This is a genomic window from Microbacterium sp. BK668 (assembly GCF_004362195.1).
Classification (GTDB): domain Bacteria; phylum Actinomycetota; class Actinomycetes; order Actinomycetales; family Microbacteriaceae; genus Microbacterium.
The window spans coordinates 1,325,219-1,342,740 of the sequence record NZ_SNWG01000001.1 but is presented as its reverse complement, the minus strand read 5'-3'; the positions used below and the strand labels follow the sequence as shown (position 1 = coordinate 1,342,740).

Genomic DNA, 17,522 nt, shown 5'->3' with positions numbered 1-17,522 from the left:
TCGTCCCCGGGCTACGACCGGGTGAGGGGCCGCCGGGCGCAAGCCGACTCGTCGCCCTCGAGCGTGAACCGTTCCGACAGCGCATACCGCAGCAGCACGACGTCGCCGATCTGCCGCACCTCGGCGAGGGTGGCCCGGTGCTTCGCGTTCCAGGGGAAGCGGCCCGACTCGACGAACCGGGGCGCCCGCGCCTCCCCGACGAAGAACGGCGCCACCACGAGCTGGAGCTCGTCGGCGAGCTGATCCACGAGGAACTGCGTGTGGACGTGGCCGCCCCCCTCGACCATCAGCCGCCCTATGCCCCGCCCCTCGAGGTCGTCGAGCACTGCGGCCATCGGCACCTCGCCCGTCCCGACACCCACGACCGTCGCCGCCCCGTCCAGACGCGCGGCGAGCTGGGGGGCGATGTCGCGCGGGCAGTACACGAGCTTGTCGGCATCCCCCTCGCGGAAGAAGGCCGCCTCGCAGGGGATGTCGCCCGTCGCGGTGACGGTCACTTTGACCGGCGAGCACGGGAGCCCCGCAGCCGTCCGCACGAGCTGCCGCTCCTGGCTGCGGACGAGGAGGCGGGGGTCGTCGCGCCGCACCGTCGAGGCGCCGACCATGATCGCGTCGCTGTCGGCGCGGAGCTGGTCGACGCGATCGAAGTCGGCGCTGTTCGACATCGCCAGCTTGTGGGGCGCGGCGCTGTCGAGGTAGCCGTCGATCGACATCGCGCAGCTGAGGGTGACGTAGGGCCTGGTCATGCCGTCGGCTCCTCGACGGCCATGGCGTCGGCATGGCGGCGATCGAGCGGGTCCCCACGACGACGCCGGAGGACGGATGCCGCGATCACGGCGGCTCCGGGAGCGACGGCGATCATCGCGAGCACGCCGTACGCCGTGGCGGCGGCGATGCCGGTCGCAGAGCCCAGGCCCGCGGCGGCGAAGGCCCACGCCGCAGCGCCCTCGCGCGGTCCCCATCCCCCGACGTTGAGCGGGATCGATCCCGCGAGGACCGCGATGAGCGCGACCGCGGCGAGGACCTGCGGAGACGTCCGCGCGCCGACGGCGACCGTCGCGACGACGAACGTCGCGACGTGGCACGCGACCACGACAGCCGACGCCGCGACGACGCCGACGATGGTTCGAGGTCCGGCGAAGGCGGCCCTGATCCGCTGGAGTTCGCGCAGCAGCGTCGTGCGGGCACGCCGGCTGAGCGTCGCTGCGAGGACGACGCCGGCGCAGACGACGAGGACTGCGAGGACCATCACGCCCACAGCGGGAGCGTATGCCCAGACACCGAGAGACGCCAGTACGACGGCGGCGACGACCAGCTGCACGGTCTGCCCCGCCGTGCGCTCGGCGACGACGGCGCGGGACGCGTCGCCGACCTGTCGCACGCTGCGACCGTGCGCTATCGCACGGTGCACGTCGCCCAGGACGCCGCCGGGGAGCACCGTGTTGAGGAACTGCGACCGGTAGTAGGCCGCGACGGCGCCTGTCTGGGCGAGGGGGATGTCGAGGCCTCCGGCGATGAGACGCCACCGCCACGCGGCCGCCGACGTCGCGATGGCGGCGAGGACCGTGGCGGCGACGATCGGCAGGACCGACAGCGACGTGATCCCGCGGAGGAACGGCTCCGCGCCGGCGTGCAGGATGACCGCCACGAGGATCGCGCACCCCACCACCGGCTTGATCCATGCCCGCACGAGGGGCGAGGCGGAGATCGCGAGCGTCCGCGGTGCCGCGGTCCAGCGGCTCATGCGGGATGCGCCAGGAGGTCGAGGTGCTGCACCACGACGCGCAGCTCGCCCCGCGTCAGCTGCCGCATGCGGCGCAGGAGGTATTCGTCGCCCCACTCCAGGAGGGTCGGCCGCTGCTCGATGGCGGCGGCGACCCATCCCTCGAGCCACGCAGCGGTCACCGCGTGGTCGTTCGCGGTCAGACGCCACGGCGATTCGGCGAGGCGGACGACCCACCCTGCGCGGCGGAACGCCGCGGCTGCGGCCGCGGGGGCATCCGGCCCGAGGAGATGACGAGAGCCGGCGAGCCGGCGCTGATGATCGTTGAACGCCGCCTCGAAGACCCCGTCGCCGGGGTCGGCGGGATCCAGCCGCACGCGGCCGGTCACGCTCAGGCTGAAGAGGGCGGGGGCGGCGACGGCTGCGCAGGCATCCACCACGGCATCGAGCTCGTCGCGGGTCAGCACGTCGAGCAGTGCCGACGCCGTGACCAGCGACGCGCCGGCGAGGTCTTCGGGAAGCAGGTGCTCGGCATGCTCGACGCTCTCCTCCACCGCGACCGACCGCCCCTGCACGTCGGCGCCGGGCTGCGCCGATGCCCGGGCGAGCAGCTCGGCGTTCCAGTCGTGCAGCACCCACGTCTGCGGCCCCGGCAGGGACGGCGCGAGCCAGCGCATCATCGACCCCGTGCCGCTGCCGAGGTCGTGCACGACGACCGGCCCCTCGACGAGCCGTGCGGCTTCCCGGGCGAGCCGCACCGACCGGGAGCCCGCGTCGATCTGCTCGCGCAGGGTGAGCCATTCGGCCGACACGGCAATGACGTCGCTCATCGCGCCGACTCCAGGGCGTGTGCGACGCGTTCGGCGGTGTCGCGCCAGCTCGGCGCATCGCCGCGGCTGCCGCGGGCGGCGTCGGTGAGCCGCGCACGCAGCGCCGGATCGGCGAGCCAGTTCGCCAGGGTCCGCGCGAGCGCCGCGCTGTCGCCGGGCGGCACCAGGATCGCCGCTCGCGTGGAGGCCGTGGCCTCGGGCACCCCGCCCGTCTCGCTCGCGACGACGGGTATGCCCCGGCTCAGGGCATCGATCACGACCATGCCGAAGTTCTCGACCCGCGACGGCACGACGACGAGATCCGTGGCGCGGAACGCCTCCTCCAGGCGCGAACCGGTCAGGACCCCGGGAAACAGCACGCGGTCGGCGATGCCGGCCGTGCGGGCGCGCTGCCGGACGTCGCGCGCGAAGCCCGGCTCGGTCTCGAGGGAGCCCGCGATCGTGCACCTCCACCCCCGGGCCGCCGCGAGGCTCGCGAGCGCCTCGACGAGCACGTCCTGCCCCTTGTGCGGGGCCACTACGCCGAGACACAGGAGCTCGGTCCCGGCGGCGCTCCCGTCCGCGATCGCGCCGCCGTCGGTGCCCGGATGCGCCACCACGATCCCCTCCTCGCCGGCGAGTCCCTCCTCCGCGATCCGCCGGCGCGTCCACGCGCTCGGCGTCACGATCAGCCGCGCCGCTGCGAAGGCCCGCCTCTCGCCCTCGATGACGCGGGCCTCGGCATCCGGGAAGTCCGCCGACAGCATGTGCGCGAGCACGACGATCCGCAGCCGCTGCGCCTCGGCCTCGACGGCCGCGGCCGACCGGCCGGCCACGAGCCCGTCGACGAGCACGAGGTCGTCGTCGTCGATCCCGGCGAGGAGGGATGCGACGGCCGCCGGCCGCGCACCCGAACCGGCCGGAGGATGCTCCTCGTCGGGCGCCACGGGCATCAGCCGCACGTCCCACCCCCGAGCGGCGAGCGCCCTCCCCGCGTGCAGGTCGTAGAGGTTGCCGCCGCTCACGCGCGCAGGATCGTCGATCCCCTCGGGGACGACGAACCAGACGGTGGGCCCTGCGGTCACAGGGCCACCTCGTACGACGCCCACGCGATGTGCGACTCGTGGAGCGTGACGCCGATGCCGGTCAGCGCGCCTCCGCCGAGTGCGCCCTCGCGCGCGAGCTCGACGAGCCGATCCGCGACGTGCCGGCACAGCCGCTCGGTGGTGGTGTTGACGCCCTGGAACTGGGGCTCGTCGTCGAGGTTTCGATACGAGAGCGCCGAGAGGATGCCGCGCAGCGCCTCGGCGGCGCGACCGATGTCGACGACCACGCCGTCGTCGTCGAGGTCGTGGGCGCGAAACGTCGCGTCCACGACGAAGGTCGCCCCGTGCAGCCTCTGCGCCGGGCCGAACATCTCACCGGTGAAGCTGTGCGCGACCATCATGTGGTCACGGACCGTCAGCGAATAGGTCATGCGGCGTCCCTCCAGTCGATCGTGTGGCACAGCCCGGGCGTCGAGCCGTCGGCGATCGCGGCCATGACGTGCGGAAGGTCACGCCACGAAGAGTCGCCGGTCAGAAGCGCGTCGAAGGCCTCGTCGCGCAGCAGGCCGACCGCGAGTGCCATCCGGTCGGCGAGGGTGCGCGTCCCGCGGCGCCGCGGTGCGACCATCCCGACCTGGCTGGAGCGGATCGACAGCCGCCGCGAATGGAAGGCGCCGCCGAGGTCGATCGTCACCGAGCGGTCGCCGAACCAGCTCGCCTCGATGATCTCACCCTCGGTCGCGGCCGAGCGCAGCGCGAGCTGAAGCCCCGCCTGCGACCCGCTCGTGTCGATCACGAGGTCGCGCTCGTCGGGGCCGTCGTCCGGCAGGGCGAACCGGACGCCGAGGCGCGCGCAGACGTCCGCCTTGCCGGGGTCGACGTCGACCACGACGATGTCGACGCCCGGAAGCCCGCTCGTCAGGCGCGCGATGGCGCAGCCGATCATGCCGGCCCCGACGACGGCGATCCGGTCGCCGACGAGCGGCGCGGCATCCCACAGGACGTTGACGGCGGTCTCGACGGCGCCCGCGAGCACCGCCCGCCGCGCCGGGATGTCGTGCGGCACGACGGCGACCGCATCGTGCGGCACGACGAAGGCGGACTGGTGGGGGAAGAGAGTGAAGACGGTGCGGCCGATCAGGTCGTGCGGACCCTCCTCGACGACGCCGACGTTGAGGTAGCCGTACTCGACGGGCGCCGGGAAGTCTCCGACCTGGAATGGAGCCCGCATGCGGGAGTGCTCGCTGTCGGGCACCTGACCGCGGAACACGACCGATTCCGTGCCGCGACTGATGCCCGTGTAGAGCGTGCGCACCAGGACCTCACCGCGTCGCGGCTCGGCCAGCCGCTGCACGCGCAGCGCTCCCCGGCCCGGCTCCTCCACCCAGAACGCGGTCGCCTGCCTCATCTGCGCCCCGATTGCAAGTGAACTGCGCGATGGGCGGATTCCGTGTCATGAATGGTCACCACGGAAGGAGAACGGTCAGCGCGATGCGAAACGTTCAGCTCTCGCCGCTGTGGTCTGTGGCCGGCGGCCTCGTCGGCCTGGTCGCGGTCGCCGCGATGACTCATCTGTCGCCCCTCGGTTGGTCTGCCGGTATCGCCTACCTTCTCGAGTCGAACGTCCTTCTGGCGAGGGGCTTGCGCCGCAGCGGGCTCCGCCGCTTCGGACCGGCCAACGCCACGACCCTCGCGCGATCGACGCTCGTCGCGATCGTGACGGCCCTCGTCGCCACCTCGTTCACGCAGGAGGTGCCGGCGCTCCTCCTCGCGGGGCTGGCCGCCCCGGCTCTCGCCCTCGACGCCGTCGACGGCTGGCTCGCGCGGCGGACCGGGACGGTGAGCGAACTCGGCGCCCGGTTCGACATGGAGGTCGACGCCTTCCTCCTCCTCGTCCTGAGCGTCGCGGTGGCGCCCGAGCTCGGCTGGTGGGTCGTGATCATCGGCGCCCTGCGATACGTCTTCGTCGCTGCGGGATGGGTGTGGCCCTGGATGAACGCGACGCTCCCCCACCGCCACTGGCGCAAGGTGGTCACGGCCGTCGCCGGCATCGCACTGGTGGCCGCCGTGTCGGGACTCCTGCCGCTCTGGGCGGATCTGACCGCCGTCGGGATCGCGCTCGCCCTGCTCTTGGAGTCCTTCGGCAGGGACGTCCTCTGGCTCGTCCGCGCGCGCCGCCGCACGACCGCGCGCGCCCGCGGGTGGGAGGGCGACGGCCTCGCGGGCAGGCCGCTGGAGCTCGGCGACTGACCACGCCCCGGGCGCGCCGCCGCACGGGCCCGGTGCCGCGGCAATCCCCGTCCGCGCTCAGGCGAGCGGGACGAGAGGAGGGCGCTCGACGGTGGTCGTCATGTCCACCCGGGAGCCGGATGCCGCGGAGCCGAGCAGCCCCGTCATGATCTCGAGCACGTGCAGCGCTATGTCTCCTGACGCGCGCGGCCCCACCCCGGCGGGCGCGCGGAGGAGGTCGAGCAGACCGGCACCCCGAGCGGTGCCGGCGATCCCGGCCCGCGGCGGGACGGGAACCCAGCCGTCCCCGCCGAGCTCGTGCACCGAGGCCTCCCCGTCGAAGTGGTTGGGGTCGGGCACGCTCAGCGAGCCGTTCTCGCCATGCACCTCGATCGGCGGCGCCTGCGTCGCCGTGCCGTCGAAGGTCGTCGTGATCGTCGAGAGCGCGCCCGACGCGTGGTGGAGGATGCCGGTCACGTGCGAATCCACCTCGACGCGAACGGCCTGGCCCGCGCGGTCCCCGGTCGCGATGACGCGCTCGGAGCGGAGTCTGCTGCCCGCTCCGACGACCGACGTCACGGGCCCGAGGAGCTGCACGAGCGCCGTCACGTAGTAGGGGCCCATGTCCAGAAGCGGACCGCCGCCCGGTCGATAGTAGAAGTCCGGGTTCGGGTGCCAGCGCTCGTGACCCGGCGTGACCATCTGCGCCGTCGCCGCGATCGGGCGGCCGATCTCCCCGGCATCGACGACGGCGCGCGCCGTCTGGATGCCGGTCCCGAGCACCGTGTCCGGCGCGCAGCCCACCCGCACCCCCGCCGTGCGCGCGGCGCGCAGGATCTCCTCTGCGTCGGCGAAGGTCACCGCGAGCGGCTTCTCGCCGTACACGTGCTTGCCGTGCGCGATCGCGCCGAGCGCGATGTCGGCGTGTGCCGCGGGGATCGTCAGGTTGAGCACGATGTCGACGTCGTCGGCGGCGAGCAGGGCGTCGACGGATCGGGCCCGCGCCGACGGAAGCGAGCCGGCCGCGGCATCCGCCCTTGCCCGGTCGAGGTCGGCGACGGCCGTGATCTCGACGTCGGGGGCCGCGGCGAGCGTCTCGAGGTAGACCGCGGAGATGAAGCCGAGGCCCACGACGCCTATGCGGTGCGCGCTGCCCACAGCATCCCCCTCTCGATGATGGTGCGCACGCTCGGGTGATCGAGCACGTCGAGGCTGTGCCCGGGCGTCGTCACGACGATCCGGCCGGCTCCCCACTCGCGCGTCCAGACGGCAGGCGACGTATGCGCGCGGTGCCACGGCTGCGCCGGCTCGGACGGATGGGTCGTCGTCGCGAGCACGTCGTTGAGCTCGTCGAACAGCACCCAGTACTGCTCTGTGCGCAGAGTGAAGTCCTCGAGCCCCTCGGTGATCGGATGCCTCCGCCCGAGGTCGGTGAACTCCACGCGGTGATCGCGGTAGTACTCCTCGCCCTCGGCTCGCTCGATGCCCGGACCGACGGCGGGATGCGTCGCGAACTGGCCGCCGACGAGCTGCAGGTAGTCCGAGGACGCGCGGAACGAGTCGGCGATCCCGCCGTGCCATCCGGTGAAGCCCGTCCCGGCTGCCACGGCGGCACGCAGCCCCTCGAGCTCTTCGCGGGAGATCTCGGACATCGTGACCGACTGCACGATGAGGTCCGTCTCGGCGAGGGCGCCGGCATCCGCGTAGACAGCCGTCGCCTCCTCGACCCGCACGTCGAATCCGCGCTCCCGCAGAAAGGGCAGGAACCGCTCCGTCGCCGCGACCGGCTGATGTCCGTCCCATCCCCCGCGCACCACGAGCGCCTTCCGCGTGGTCGTCGTCATCGATCACCACCTCCGGCCCACGACGATGCCAGGCGGAGGCATCCACCGTCTCATTACTGCGCAAAAATAGACGGGTGACCGACGAGGCGAGCCGCCGTGCGTCGCTCGCCGACGTCGCGGCTGCCGCGGGCGTCTCGGCGGGCACCGTCTCACGCGTCCTGTCCCGGCGGGGCGACTTCTCCCTCGCAACCCGGCGCGCCGTGCACGATGCAGCGACGGCGCTCGGCTACGACCGCGCGACGACCAACCGCGGCCGGCGGGCGCACACCGATCCGCGGCTCATCGAGCTCGTCCTCGGGGGACTCGGCGGCCCCTGGACGCACCAGGTCATCCTCGGTGCGCACGAGCGCGCGTTCGCGCTCGGCTACGACGTCGTCCTCACGAAGGAGCGCACCGACCCGGCGGACGACTGGCCCGCCCGCGTCGCCGCGCGGCGGTCGTCGGGGGTCGTCTTCGCCATCATCACCCCGACGCGACGCCAGCTCGACCGCCTCTCGGACTTCGCGGTGCCGAGCGTCGTGCTCGATCCCCGGTCCGATACCGAGCCGGGTGTCGTCACGGTGGGCGCGACGAACCGCCAGGGCGGGAGGGATGCCGCGCGGCACCTCGTCGCGGAGGGCTACGAGCGATTCGTCTTCGCCACGACCGCGCTGCGCTACCGCTTCGGCCGGGCCCGTGAGCAGGGCTTCCGCGAGGAGCTCGCGCGACTCCTGCCCCGAGCGCGCGTCGAGCTGATCGACGCCGACTGGGTCGGCGGGGTGTCTCGCGCCGGCATCCGGCGGCTGGTCGAGCTCTCCGTCGACGCGCGGCTCGGCGTCTTCGCCGTCAACGATGCCGTCGCGCACACGGTCGTGTCGGCGGTGCTGCACGCGGGCCGGCGCGTGCCGGACGAGATCGGGGTCGTCGGGTTCGACGACGACCCGCGGCCGCCGGGCGGAATGCCGCTGTCGACGATCCGCCAGCCCATCCACGACATGGCCGCGCTCGCGGTCGAACTCGTCGACCGGCTGGGACGGGGCGAGCCCCTCGGCAACCGCCAGGTCGAGCTGCCGACGGAGCTCGTCGCCCGCCGTTCGACGGCGAGTCTCGGCCCTTAGCGCCGGCCCGGACGCGTCATCCCACGGGCGCGCACCTCTCACCCCGAATAGGCGAGGGGGCGATGAGCTGAGTCGCGGGGATCGCAAGACGAGCTGACCCCGAGCAGCGGACCCCCGGTGCGCCCTGGCGTGCGCGCGGGGGCCCGGCCGCTAATCCTCGTCGGCCTCGGCTCCGGCATCCTCGCCGTCGCCGTCGCCGGGCACGTCGTCCATGAGCACCCGCAGCAGCTCGATGAGGGTCGCGCGGTCGCGCGGGGAGAGCTCGGACAGCGCGTCCTCCTCGCGCCGCACGAGCTCGCGCATGGCGAGGTCTACGCGCATCGTGCCCTCGTCGGTGATGCGGACGAGGATGCTGCGCCCGTCGTTCGGGTTGCGCTTGCGCTCGATGAGGCCGCGCTCCATGAGGCTGGCGAGCCGCGCCGACATCCCCGCGCTGCTGGTCATCGTGCGCTCGATAAGCTGCGCGGGGGCGAGCTGATGCGGCGGATCGGCGCGGCGGAGGGCCGCCAGCACATCGAACTCCCATGCGGCGAGCTTCGCTGTGCGGAATGCGCTCGCGCGCAGCCGCGCGAGTCGCGCCGCGACCCGGCGCAGCCGCGACATGACGTCGAGCGGCGTCAGGTCGACGTCCGGCAGCCGCTGCGACCAGGCGTCGATCAGCAGATCGACCTCGTCATCCCGCACGGCCATGCATCGACCGTACTTGCTCCGCGGTCAGGTCGTGAGCACGGCGAGCCGCTGCGTCGCGCGCGTCATGGCGACGTACCGGTCGACCGCGCCCTCGATGCCCTCGCCGAAGCCGTCCGGGTCGACGACCACGACGAGGTCGAACTCGAGTCCCTTGACGTGCTCGGGGTCGAGCGCGCGCACGCGGGCCGAGCCGGCGAACGTCGGGTCGCCGATCACGCACGCGACGCCCTCCCCTTCCGCGTGTTCCGCGAGCCACGCGCGGAGGAGGCCGTCGCGCTCGGCCGCGGCGCCGTAGTGCACCGGCACCCCCGCGCTCCGGACGGATGTCGGCACGTTGGCGTCGGGGATCGCGGCGCGGATGACCGGCTCGGCCACAGCCATGACCTCCTCGGGCGTGCGGTAGTTGATCGTGAGCGACGCGAGCGAGATGTCGCGCAGCCCGACGCGGGCCAGACGCTCCTCCCACGACTCGGTGAACCCGTGGCGCGCCTGCGCGCGGTCGCCGACGATCGTGAAGCTGCGCGACGGGCAGCGGCTCAGCAGCATCCGCCACTGGGCATCCGTCAGCTCCTGCGCCTCGTCGACGATGACGTGCGCGAACGGCCCCGCCAGGAGGTCGGCATCGGCACGGGGAAGTGCGGACTCGTCGTCGAGAGAGGTGACGAAATCCTGGCCGCGCAGCATCGTCATGACGAGCATCTCGGAGTCGTCCGCTGCGATGAGCTCGTCCGCGACGCGCTCGCGCTCCGCCCGCTCGGCGGCGAGCGCCGCGTCCCGCCGCTGCTTCCTTCGCGACGCGCCGGGGTCGCCGAGCCGCCGACGGGCGGCGTCGAGGAGCGGAAGATCGGCCTCGGTCCAGGCCGAGGGATCCGCCCGCTGCAGGAGCTGGACCTCTGCGGGGTCGAGCCAGGGCGCGCAGCGGCGGAGGTACGCCGGGACGGACCACAGGTCGGAGACGACGACGGATGCCTCGACCAGCGGCCACGCGCGCTGGCAGACGCGGCTCAGCTCCTCGTGGCGAGCCAGCACGCGGCGGAGCTGGTGCAGCGGCACCTCGTCGTCGATCTGATCGCCGAGGATCTCGAGGAGGGTCTCCCACACGTCGTCGCGCGCCTCGTTGTGCGGCGTGCCGGGCTCCGCCGAGGCGAAGGCCTCGGCCCAGTCCTGCGGGGTCAGCTCGAGCTCCGCCCACGGCGTATCGACGACGAGCCGGGTCGTCGGCGGCTCCTCGTAGAGCGCGACGGCGGGCTCGATGGCGTCGATCATCCGGGCGTCGGTCTTGAGCCGCGCCACTGCGGGATCGTGCTCGGGCGTCGCGGCCGCCCCTTCGCGGACGAGGTCGCGGATCATGCAGGTCTGCACCGACTCCTCGCCGAGCCTCGGCAGGACGTCGGACACGTACGCGAGGTACTGCTCGTGCGGACCGACGAACAACACGCCACCGCTTCCCTCGCCGAGGCGCGGGTCGGCGTAGAGGAGATAGGCGGCTCGGTGCAGGGCGACCACGGTCTTGCCCGTGCCCGGCCCGCCGTCCACGACGAGCGCACCCTTGGACCCGGCGCGGATGATGGCGTCCTGGTCGGACTGGATCGTGCCCAGGACGTCGCGCATGCGCGCCGACCGGTCGCTCCCGAGGCTCGCGATGAAGGCGGACTGATCGTCGAGCGCAGCGCTCGACGCGAGGCCCTCGGGGGTGAAGACCTCGTCCCAGTAGTCGCGAACGCGTCCGCTCGCCCAGCGGTAGCGACGGCGGCTCGCGAGGCCGCGCGGGTCGGCGTGCGTCGCGGCGAAGAAGGGTTCGGCAGCCGGCGCGCGCCAATCGACGAGAAGGCGCCGGCCCGCGGCATCCCTCAGTCCGAATCGCCCGATGTAGACCGGCTCGCCATCCTCGGGAACGATCCGGCCGAGGCACAGGTCGAGGCCGAAGCGGCGCAGCGCGCGCAGGCGCGCGCTCACCCGGTGGATCTCCAGGTCGCGCTCGAGCGCCGCCTGGCCCTCGCCGCCCGGCGTCAGGCGGAGGGCGTCGAGCCGGCCCGAGAGGTCGGCGATCGTCTGGGCGAGGCTCGCGGCGATCGCGGCGAAGTGCCGCTCGTCGTCTTCTATGAGGGCCGGATCCGCTTTCGCGGCGAGGTTCCGGGGGAGGTCGAACGCGCTCGTGGTGAGGGGCGTCATGGCGTGGGCTCCACTTCGAGAAGGCGCTCCCGACGACGCCCGAGGCCGCGGCGAGAGCGAAGCGGGGATCGATTCTGCACCCTCGGGGGGCCCTTGCCGCAAGCCCCCGCCCCGTCCGTAGAATGGAAGGGGAGGCGGGACGCGCTCAGGGGCGGGCGAGCAGCTTCTCGAGCAGTGCCAACGCGGCGTCCTGCGGAGTCTCCGGGTCGAGCAGCCACTGGGTCTGCAGACCGTCGGATGCCGCGATCACGAGCGCCGCGACGGCGTCGGCATCCGCATCCTCTCGAAGCACGCCTTCCCGCTGCTTCTGCCGCACGCGGTCCGCGATGTCGCCGCGGAGGCCCGCGAAGCGCGTCGTCGCGAACTCCCGCGCGGCCGGATGTCCCTCCTCGAGGGCGGATGCGACGAGCGTCGAGTAGAGCTGCACGAGGCCCGCGACCGAGCGGTTGCGTCTTGCCGACTCCCGCATGATCTCCACCGGCGTCGCGTCGGGCGGGTGTGGGGCGAGCTCGTCCCCGCGGCGCTCCGACTCCCGGTACACCTCGACGAGCAGCTCCTCGAGCGAACCGAAGTAGTGCGTGAGAGCGGCGTGCGTGACGCCGACCTCCTGCGCGATGGTGCGCAGGCTCGTCCTGCCTGAGCCCCGCTCCGCGAACACCTCGATGGCCCGGTCGAGGATCTCCCGGCGCCGCGCGACGCCTTTCGCGTAGGCCCGGCGCGGTCGCGCCGGCGGCTCCTCGTCGGTCATGGCGGCATCCTATCCCCAAAAACCTCCATGCGGAGGTTTTCTGTGTTAGCGTGAGCGGCACGAGCGGATGCCTCGTCCTTTCATCGCCGATCAAGGAGTCCTCACCGATGCCGGCCCGTACCTCCATCCAGCTGTTCACTCTGCGCGAGGCGCTCGAGAGCGACCTCGACGGAACCCTCGCGAAGGTCGCGGCCCGGGGCTTCACCGCCGCGGAGCCCTACGACTTCGTCCGCCGCGCCGAGCCCCTCGCCGCCGCGCTGTCGTCGCACGGCATCTCGGCGCCCTCGGGCCACGCGTTCCTCGCGTCGGAGTCGTTCGTCAACCCCGACGGAAGCGGAACGACGCTGCCTGTCCCGCCCCCGGCCGAGGTCTTCGCGGCCGCGAAGACGCTCGGCATGGAGATCGTCATCGACCCCTACACCGCGCCCGAACGGTGGGAGACCCGCGAGCAGATCGAAGAGACCGCGCGCCTGCTCAACACCGCCGCCGAAATCGGCGAGGGCGAGGGGATCCGCGTCGGCTACCACAATCACGCGCACGAGCTCGAGGCCCGCTTCGACGGCGTCACCGGTCTCGAAGTGCTCGCAAGCCTCCTCGACCCGCGCGTCGTGCTCGAGGTCGACCTGTACTGGGTGAAGCGGGGCGGCGTCGATCCGGTCGAGCTCCTGCAGCGGCTCGGCGACCGGGTCGTGGCGGTGCACGCCAAGGACGGAACGCTCGACCCCGGGGCGCTCGCCGCCTACCCGCCTGCCGACCAGGTGCCCGCCGGCGAGGGCGTCGTGCCGCTCGCCGAGGCGATCGCCGCCGCGCCCGCCCTCGAGCTCGCGATCGTCGAGTTCGACCACTACGACGGCGACCTCTTCGATGCGATCGAGAAGAGCCGCGTGCACCTCGACGGGATCCTCCGCTGATGGCCGGCTCGGGGCCCGTCGGCGTCGGCCTCATCGGCGCGGGGAACATCAGCGACCAGTACCTCACGCATCTGACGAGCTTCCCGGACGTGCACGTGCTCGCGATCGGCGACCTGCTCGAGGAGCGCGCTCGCGAACAGGCGGCCAAGTACGGCGTGCCGACGGCCGGTGGCGTCGACGTCGTGCTCGGCCACCCCGACATCGAGATCGTCATCAACCTCACGATCCCGGCGACCCACGTCGAAGTGTCGGAGGCGATCCTCTCGGCCGGCAAGCACGTGTGGAGCGAGAAGCCCATCGGCGTCGACCGGGCGTCGTCGCTCGGGATGCTCGAGAAGGCGGATGCCGCGGGCCTGCGCGTCGGCATCGCACCCGACACGGTGCTGGGCCCCGGCATCCAGACCGCAAAGCGGGCCATCGCCCGCGGAGACATCGGTCGCCCGCTCTTCGCATCGACGAGCTTCCAGTGGCAGGGTCCCGAGATCTTCCATCCCAACCCCGGCTTCCTCTACGCCGTCGGCGGCGGACCGCTGCTGGACATGGGCCCGTACTACGTCTCGGCGCTCGTCCACGTCTTCGGCCCGGTCGCGGCCGTCGCGGCCCTCGGCCTGAAGGGCTCCGAGACCCGCCGGGTGCAGGTGGGCCCGCTCGCGGGAGAGGAGTTCCCGGTCGAGATCCCGTCGACGGTCTCGGCGCTGATCTCGTTCGAAGAGGGCGCGCAGGCCCAGAGCCTGTACAGCGTCGACTCGCCCCTCTTCCGCCACGGCGTCGTCGAGATCACCGGCACCGAGGGGACGATGGTCATCCCGGATCCCAACACCTTCGGCGGGGGCGGCGCGATCACGATCACGCGGCCGCTGAAAGAGGCCGTCACTCCCCCGGCACCCGTCGTGCAGGAGGTCATCGAGGTGCCGCAGGAGGGAGTGCTCGCCGGCAGGGGTCTCGGCGTGCTCGACATGGCGCGGTCGATCCGCGCCGGGCGCCCGCATGTGGCGACCGGCCGCTTCGGCTATCACGTGCTCGACACCCTCCTGTCGATCGAGGAAGCCGTGGAGCGGCGGGCGTTCGTCGCCGTCGAGAGCACCCTCGATGAGGTCGGCTCGCTCGGCGCGGATTTCGACCCCCTCGCGGCGACCCTCTAGGCGGGTCCCGCTGCCTGTCGCTTCCCGGACCGGCGTCGCCCACGGGCGGCGCCGATTCGGTGTTCCCGCCCCGCTTCACTCGATCAGAACGGCGGGGTGCCGCCGGGTGGGGGAAGGGAGTCGAGGAGTCGCCGGGTCGTGTGACCGGTAGGGAAGCGGAGTTCGACGGAGTCGTCGGGGCGTCTTCGGAATCGCAGGCGGGTGGTGTCGCGGAGGGCGTGGTCGGGGTCGCACAGCGGGTGCAGGTTGGCCTCATCGGTCGGGCCGTGTGCGGCGTAGGGGATCCAGTGGTCGATATCGGCTTCGGCGGCGGGTCTGCGGCATCCGTCTCTGGTGCAGTGGGCGTGGCGGAGGGAAAGCCATTCCCGCTGCTGCCGGGTCACCTTCCGCGACCGGCGATCCATGTCGAGGACGACACCCGTGACCGGGTCGGTGATCACGCGGGTGAACGTCCCCGCCTCGAGGAGGAGCCGGATCGCGGTGGCGTCGTCGATCGGGCCGCCGGTGTCCAGCAGCGGCTCGGTGTTCAGGTCGACGCCCCCGGCCCGCGGCGTCGTGCGGCGCACCGACGCGCGCTCGGCGGGAGCCAGCTTGTCCAGCGGGACGGTGACGAACACCTTCGTCTTCACCGCGCCCGGAGTGCCGCGTCCGGTGAGCCGGTCCCGGAACAGGTCCGCGCGCAGCTGATCCCGCGTCCGCCCGTCCCGTTGCACCTTCGAGAAGTGCTTCGCGGTGGAGGTCAGGCTCCGCTGAATCGCGACCGCATCGACGGTCGCGACGTACGCGCTGACCCAGCTCATCCCGTCCTCCACTGCCTGCACCACGACGCGGCGACGCGTGAACGCCTCCGCATGCAGTTCCGCCTCCGGCAGCGGCGCCAGCCGCCGCACAAGCCGTGTCGCCTTCGCCCGGAACGCGGCCGGTGACGCGTGCAGCGACACCTCGGCCAGCAGGCGGTCGAACTCCGGCAGAGCATCCGCGTGCGCGGCGAACCGACACAACAGCGCCACCGCCGCGTCCACCTGCGTCATCGCCGCGAACCCCTCCCGCGCCCGCGACCAAAGCAGCGGCAACGACAGCCGCGCTGCATCGGCGGTCGCCGCGAGCGACCGCACGGTCGCCTCGGACAGGTTCAGTCGCGCCGACGCCTCCAGCACAGCGCACCGCTCCGCCGTCCGCACCGGATCGTCGTCACCGGCCAGCGCGTAGATCTCGGGGTGCGACCTCGCCCACCCGATCGCGTCGGCAAGCCGCTCCGCGCGCGACGCCGCGCGGCGGTTGAGGTCGTACTGCTCCTCCTCGACACCGCAGAACGCGAAGTGCAACGACTCCTCCGCAGTCAGGATGCCGCGCCGCGACCCGTCACCGGACGCCTCGCGCAGGATCCCCTCCATGCCGCGAAACTACTCCGGGCCACCGACATCCATTCGTCGATCGAAAGTCACGATCCAGCGCCCCGGGCGCCGGGGTCAGTTCGGCCTCGGGGGCTCCTCGGGGTTGCCGGGACGCACCGGGGCGTCGTCGCGGATGTCGATGCGCGTCACGCCCTCCTCGGGATGGCTCACGTCGATGCGGGGCGCGGCGTCCTCCTCGACCGCGTCCGGAGCGGCGAGGAGCTGATCGCGCCGCTTCTCCTCGTCGGTCATGCCGTCGGTGGCGGAAGAATCCATGGCCGGCTCGTGCGAAGCATCCATGCCCCGACGCTACGCTCCCCGGCGGGCGCGGCGACGGGGTTTACACGCGCCGAGGCTGTCGCTAGGTGACTACCGCGGCCCGGGTTGAACCAGGGGCGGCGGAGTCGAAGCACCCACCGCCCCTGGCGTTCGTGACGCGATCAGCGGCAGGACCCCCGCCCCGCCGAGTCGCTCACATTCCCGGGCAAGGACGCCGTACGCACGACCGCCCGAGCAGCACGCCGCGCGCAGGGTCTCCGGCTCCGGCGTGTCGGATCCCGGTCGTGCGGACGGCTGCCGCGTTCCCGAAAGCACCGAGGCCTTCCCGAGCGTCGGCGGCCCCGGCCAGACTGGGCGCATGAGCGACGCGCGAGGGTGGGTGCTGCACGTCGACCTCGATCAGTTCATCGCGGCCGTCGAGGTGCTCCGTCGTCCCGAGCTCGCCGGCAGGCCGGTCATCGTCGGCGGCCGGGGAGACCCGACCGAGCGCGCCGTCGTCTCCACGGCCTCGTACGAGGCGCGCGAGTTCGGGGTGGGATCCGGGATGCCCCTGCGCATCGCCGCTCGCAAGGTGCCGGATGCCGTCATCCTGCCCGTCGACGCCGATGCCTACCGGGAGGCGTCGGACGAGGTCATGGCAGAGCTGCGCGCGCAGCCCGGAGCTGTCGTGCAGGTGCTCGGCTGGGACGAGGCGTTCGTGGGGGTCACGACCGACGACCCCGAAGGGTATGCCCGCGCTCTCCAGCGTGCCGTGCTCGTGCGGACGCGGCTGCACTGCAGCGTCGGTGTCGGCGACACGCTCGTCCGCGCGAAGATCGCGACGGGGTTCGGGAAGCCGCGCGGGGTCTTCCGCCTGACGAAGGACAACTGGCTCGAGGTCATGGGCGCGCGGCCGGCGATCGAGCTGTGGGGAGTCGGCACGAAGGTGTCGCGTCGCCTGGCCGGCCTCGGCATCCACACCGTCGATGAGCTCGCGCATGCCGACGAGGGTCCGCTCGTCGCGGAGTTCGGCCCGAAGATGGGACGGTGGTATCGGCAGCTCGGGCGCGGCGACGGCTCGGCGACCGTGGATGACACGCCGTGGATCGCCCGGGGACACGGTCGTGAGACGACCTTCCAGCACGACATCTCCGAGACCCACGAGATCGAGCAGGCCGCCCTCGAGCTCTTCGAGCAGGTGCTCGCCGACGTGCGCGCCGAGGATCGCCCCGTCGTGGGTCTCGGGCTGAAGGTGCGCTATGCGCCGTTTCTCACCAAGACCTTCACGAAGAAGATCCCGACGTCCGACGACCGCGACGAGATCCTGGCCCGCGTGATGGAGCTCGTCGGCCGGATCGAGCCGGGTCGTCCGCTCCGCCTCCTCGGGGTGCGACTCGAGATGGCGATGCCCGACGACGCGCGCCGCGACCACACGCCGACCCGCAGCGGGTGGTGACGT

At 72.8% G+C, this 17,522-nt stretch carries 18 protein-coding genes; 5 read left to right on the top strand and 13 right to left on the bottom strand.

Annotated features, from left to right (window positions below; translation table 11 throughout):
* Positions 1-11: 11 nt before the first annotated feature.
* The 6 genes from EV279_RS05930 to EV279_RS05905 are packed head-to-tail and all read right to left on the bottom strand — an operon-like array spanning position 12 to position 4,986.
* The gene (locus EV279_RS05930; protein ID WP_133541947.1) at positions 12-746 is read right to left on the bottom strand and encodes a dihydrofolate reductase family protein; all 735 of its coding nucleotides are present in this window, start codon (positions 744-746) and stop codon (positions 12-14) included.
* On the bottom strand, positions 743-1,744 hold the full coding sequence (locus EV279_RS05925; protein WP_133541946.1) for a lysylphosphatidylglycerol synthase transmembrane domain-containing protein: 1,002 nt from the start codon (positions 1,742-1,744) through the stop codon (positions 743-745). Before EV279_RS05925 ends, EV279_RS05930 begins: the two co-directional genes overlap by 4 nt.
* Positions 1,741-2,553 carry an SAM-dependent methyltransferase gene (locus EV279_RS05920; protein WP_133541945.1) on the bottom strand — a complete coding sequence of 271 codons (813 nt, stop codon included), beginning with the start codon at positions 2,551-2,553 and terminating at the stop codon, positions 1,741-1,743. The genes EV279_RS05925 and EV279_RS05920 overlap by 4 nt, the downstream gene beginning before the upstream one ends.
* Positions 2,550-3,617: a glycosyltransferase family 4 protein gene (locus EV279_RS05915; protein WP_133541944.1), complete on the bottom strand. Its 1,068-nt coding sequence runs from the start codon at positions 3,615-3,617 to the stop codon at positions 2,550-2,552. The genes EV279_RS05920 and EV279_RS05915 overlap by 4 nt, the downstream gene beginning before the upstream one ends.
* Positions 3,614-4,009 carry a 6-carboxytetrahydropterin synthase gene (locus EV279_RS05910; protein WP_133541943.1) on the bottom strand — a complete coding sequence of 132 codons (396 nt, stop codon included), beginning with the start codon at positions 4,007-4,009 and terminating at the stop codon, positions 3,614-3,616. The genes EV279_RS05915 and EV279_RS05910 overlap by 4 nt, the downstream gene beginning before the upstream one ends.
* Positions 4,006-4,986, bottom strand: a complete 981-nt coding sequence (locus tag EV279_RS05905; protein WP_133541942.1) for a zinc-binding alcohol dehydrogenase — start codon at positions 4,984-4,986, stop codon at positions 4,006-4,008. Before EV279_RS05905 ends, EV279_RS05910 begins: the two co-directional genes overlap by 4 nt.
* Positions 4,987-5,069: 83 nt before the next feature.
* On the opposite strand from EV279_RS05905, the gene EV279_RS05900 reads away from it, so the two are divergent.
* Positions 5,070-5,828: a CDP-alcohol phosphatidyltransferase family protein gene (locus tag EV279_RS05900; RefSeq protein ID WP_133541941.1), complete on the top strand. Its 759-nt coding sequence runs from the start codon at positions 5,070-5,072 to the stop codon at positions 5,826-5,828.
* Positions 5,829-5,885: 57 nt separating this feature from the next.
* On the opposite strand, the gene EV279_RS05895 is transcribed toward EV279_RS05900, so the two are convergent.
* Both EV279_RS05895 and EV279_RS16995 read right to left on the bottom strand, forming a co-directional pair.
* Positions 5,886-6,965, bottom strand: coding sequence for a Gfo/Idh/MocA family oxidoreductase (locus EV279_RS05895; protein WP_133541940.1), 1,080 nt, complete (start codon positions 6,963-6,965; stop codon positions 5,886-5,888).
* Positions 6,944-7,651, bottom strand: coding sequence for a ThuA domain-containing protein (locus EV279_RS16995; protein ID WP_133541939.1), 708 nt, complete (start codon positions 7,649-7,651; stop codon positions 6,944-6,946). Before EV279_RS16995 ends, EV279_RS05895 begins: the two co-directional genes overlap by 22 nt.
* Before the next feature lie 74 nt (positions 7,652-7,725).
* Here EV279_RS16995 and EV279_RS05885 point away from each other — a divergent pair, with 74 nt between their 5' ends.
* Entirely contained in the window at positions 7,726-8,748 is a 1,023-nt protein-coding gene (locus EV279_RS05885; protein ID WP_133541938.1) for a substrate-binding domain-containing protein, read from the top strand.
* A gap of 150 nt (positions 8,749-8,898) precedes the next feature.
* Here EV279_RS05885 and EV279_RS05880 read toward each other — a convergent pair whose 3' ends face one another.
* The 3 genes from EV279_RS05880 to EV279_RS05870 all read right to left on the bottom strand — a co-directional run bounded on the left by EV279_RS05880 (position 8,899) and on the right by EV279_RS05870 (position 12,358).
* Positions 8,899-9,438, bottom strand: coding sequence for a MarR family transcriptional regulator (locus EV279_RS05880; protein ID WP_133541937.1), 540 nt, complete (start codon positions 9,436-9,438; stop codon positions 8,899-8,901).
* A 24-nt stretch (positions 9,439-9,462) separates the two neighbouring features.
* Positions 9,463-11,610, bottom strand: a complete 2,148-nt coding sequence (helR, locus tag EV279_RS05875) for an RNA polymerase recycling motor ATPase HelR (protein ID WP_133541936.1) — start codon at positions 11,608-11,610, stop codon at positions 9,463-9,465.
* Between the two features lie 145 nt (positions 11,611-11,755).
* Positions 11,756-12,358 (bottom strand): TetR/AcrR family transcriptional regulator, encoded by a 603-nt coding sequence (locus EV279_RS05870; RefSeq protein ID WP_133541935.1) that lies wholly within the window; start codon positions 12,356-12,358, stop codon positions 11,756-11,758.
* A 107-nt stretch (positions 12,359-12,465) separates the two neighbouring features.
* Between EV279_RS05870 and EV279_RS05865 the strand changes: the two genes are divergently transcribed.
* Together EV279_RS05865 and EV279_RS05860 are read left to right on the top strand one after the other, a co-directional pair.
* Positions 12,466-13,269: a sugar phosphate isomerase/epimerase gene (locus tag EV279_RS05865; RefSeq protein WP_133541934.1), complete on the top strand. Its 804-nt coding sequence runs from the start codon at positions 12,466-12,468 to the stop codon at positions 13,267-13,269.
* Complete coding sequence (locus EV279_RS05860) at positions 13,269-14,411, top strand: Gfo/Idh/MocA family oxidoreductase (RefSeq protein ID WP_208109485.1); 1,143 nt, start codon at positions 13,269-13,271, stop codon at positions 14,409-14,411. Before EV279_RS05865 ends, EV279_RS05860 begins: the two co-directional genes overlap by 1 nt.
* Positions 14,412-14,494: 83 nt before the next feature.
* Here the strand turns inward: EV279_RS05860 and EV279_RS05855 are convergent, their stop codons facing one another.
* Positions 14,495-15,805 (bottom strand): HNH endonuclease signature motif containing protein, encoded by a 1,311-nt coding sequence (locus EV279_RS05855; RefSeq protein WP_133541933.1) that lies wholly within the window; start codon positions 15,803-15,805, stop codon positions 14,495-14,497.
* A gap of 75 nt (positions 15,806-15,880) precedes the next feature.
* Complete coding sequence (locus EV279_RS05850; protein ID WP_133541932.1) at positions 15,881-16,105, bottom strand: hypothetical protein; 225 nt, start codon at positions 16,103-16,105, stop codon at positions 15,881-15,883.
* Positions 16,106-16,442: 337 nt separating this feature from the next.
* On the opposite strand from EV279_RS05850, the gene EV279_RS05845 reads away from it, so the two are divergent.
* Positions 16,443-17,519 carry a DNA polymerase IV gene (locus EV279_RS05845; protein ID WP_208109484.1) on the top strand — a complete coding sequence of 359 codons (1,077 nt, stop codon included), beginning with the start codon at positions 16,443-16,445 and terminating at the stop codon, positions 17,517-17,519.
* Positions 17,520-17,522: the final 3 nt, after the last annotated feature.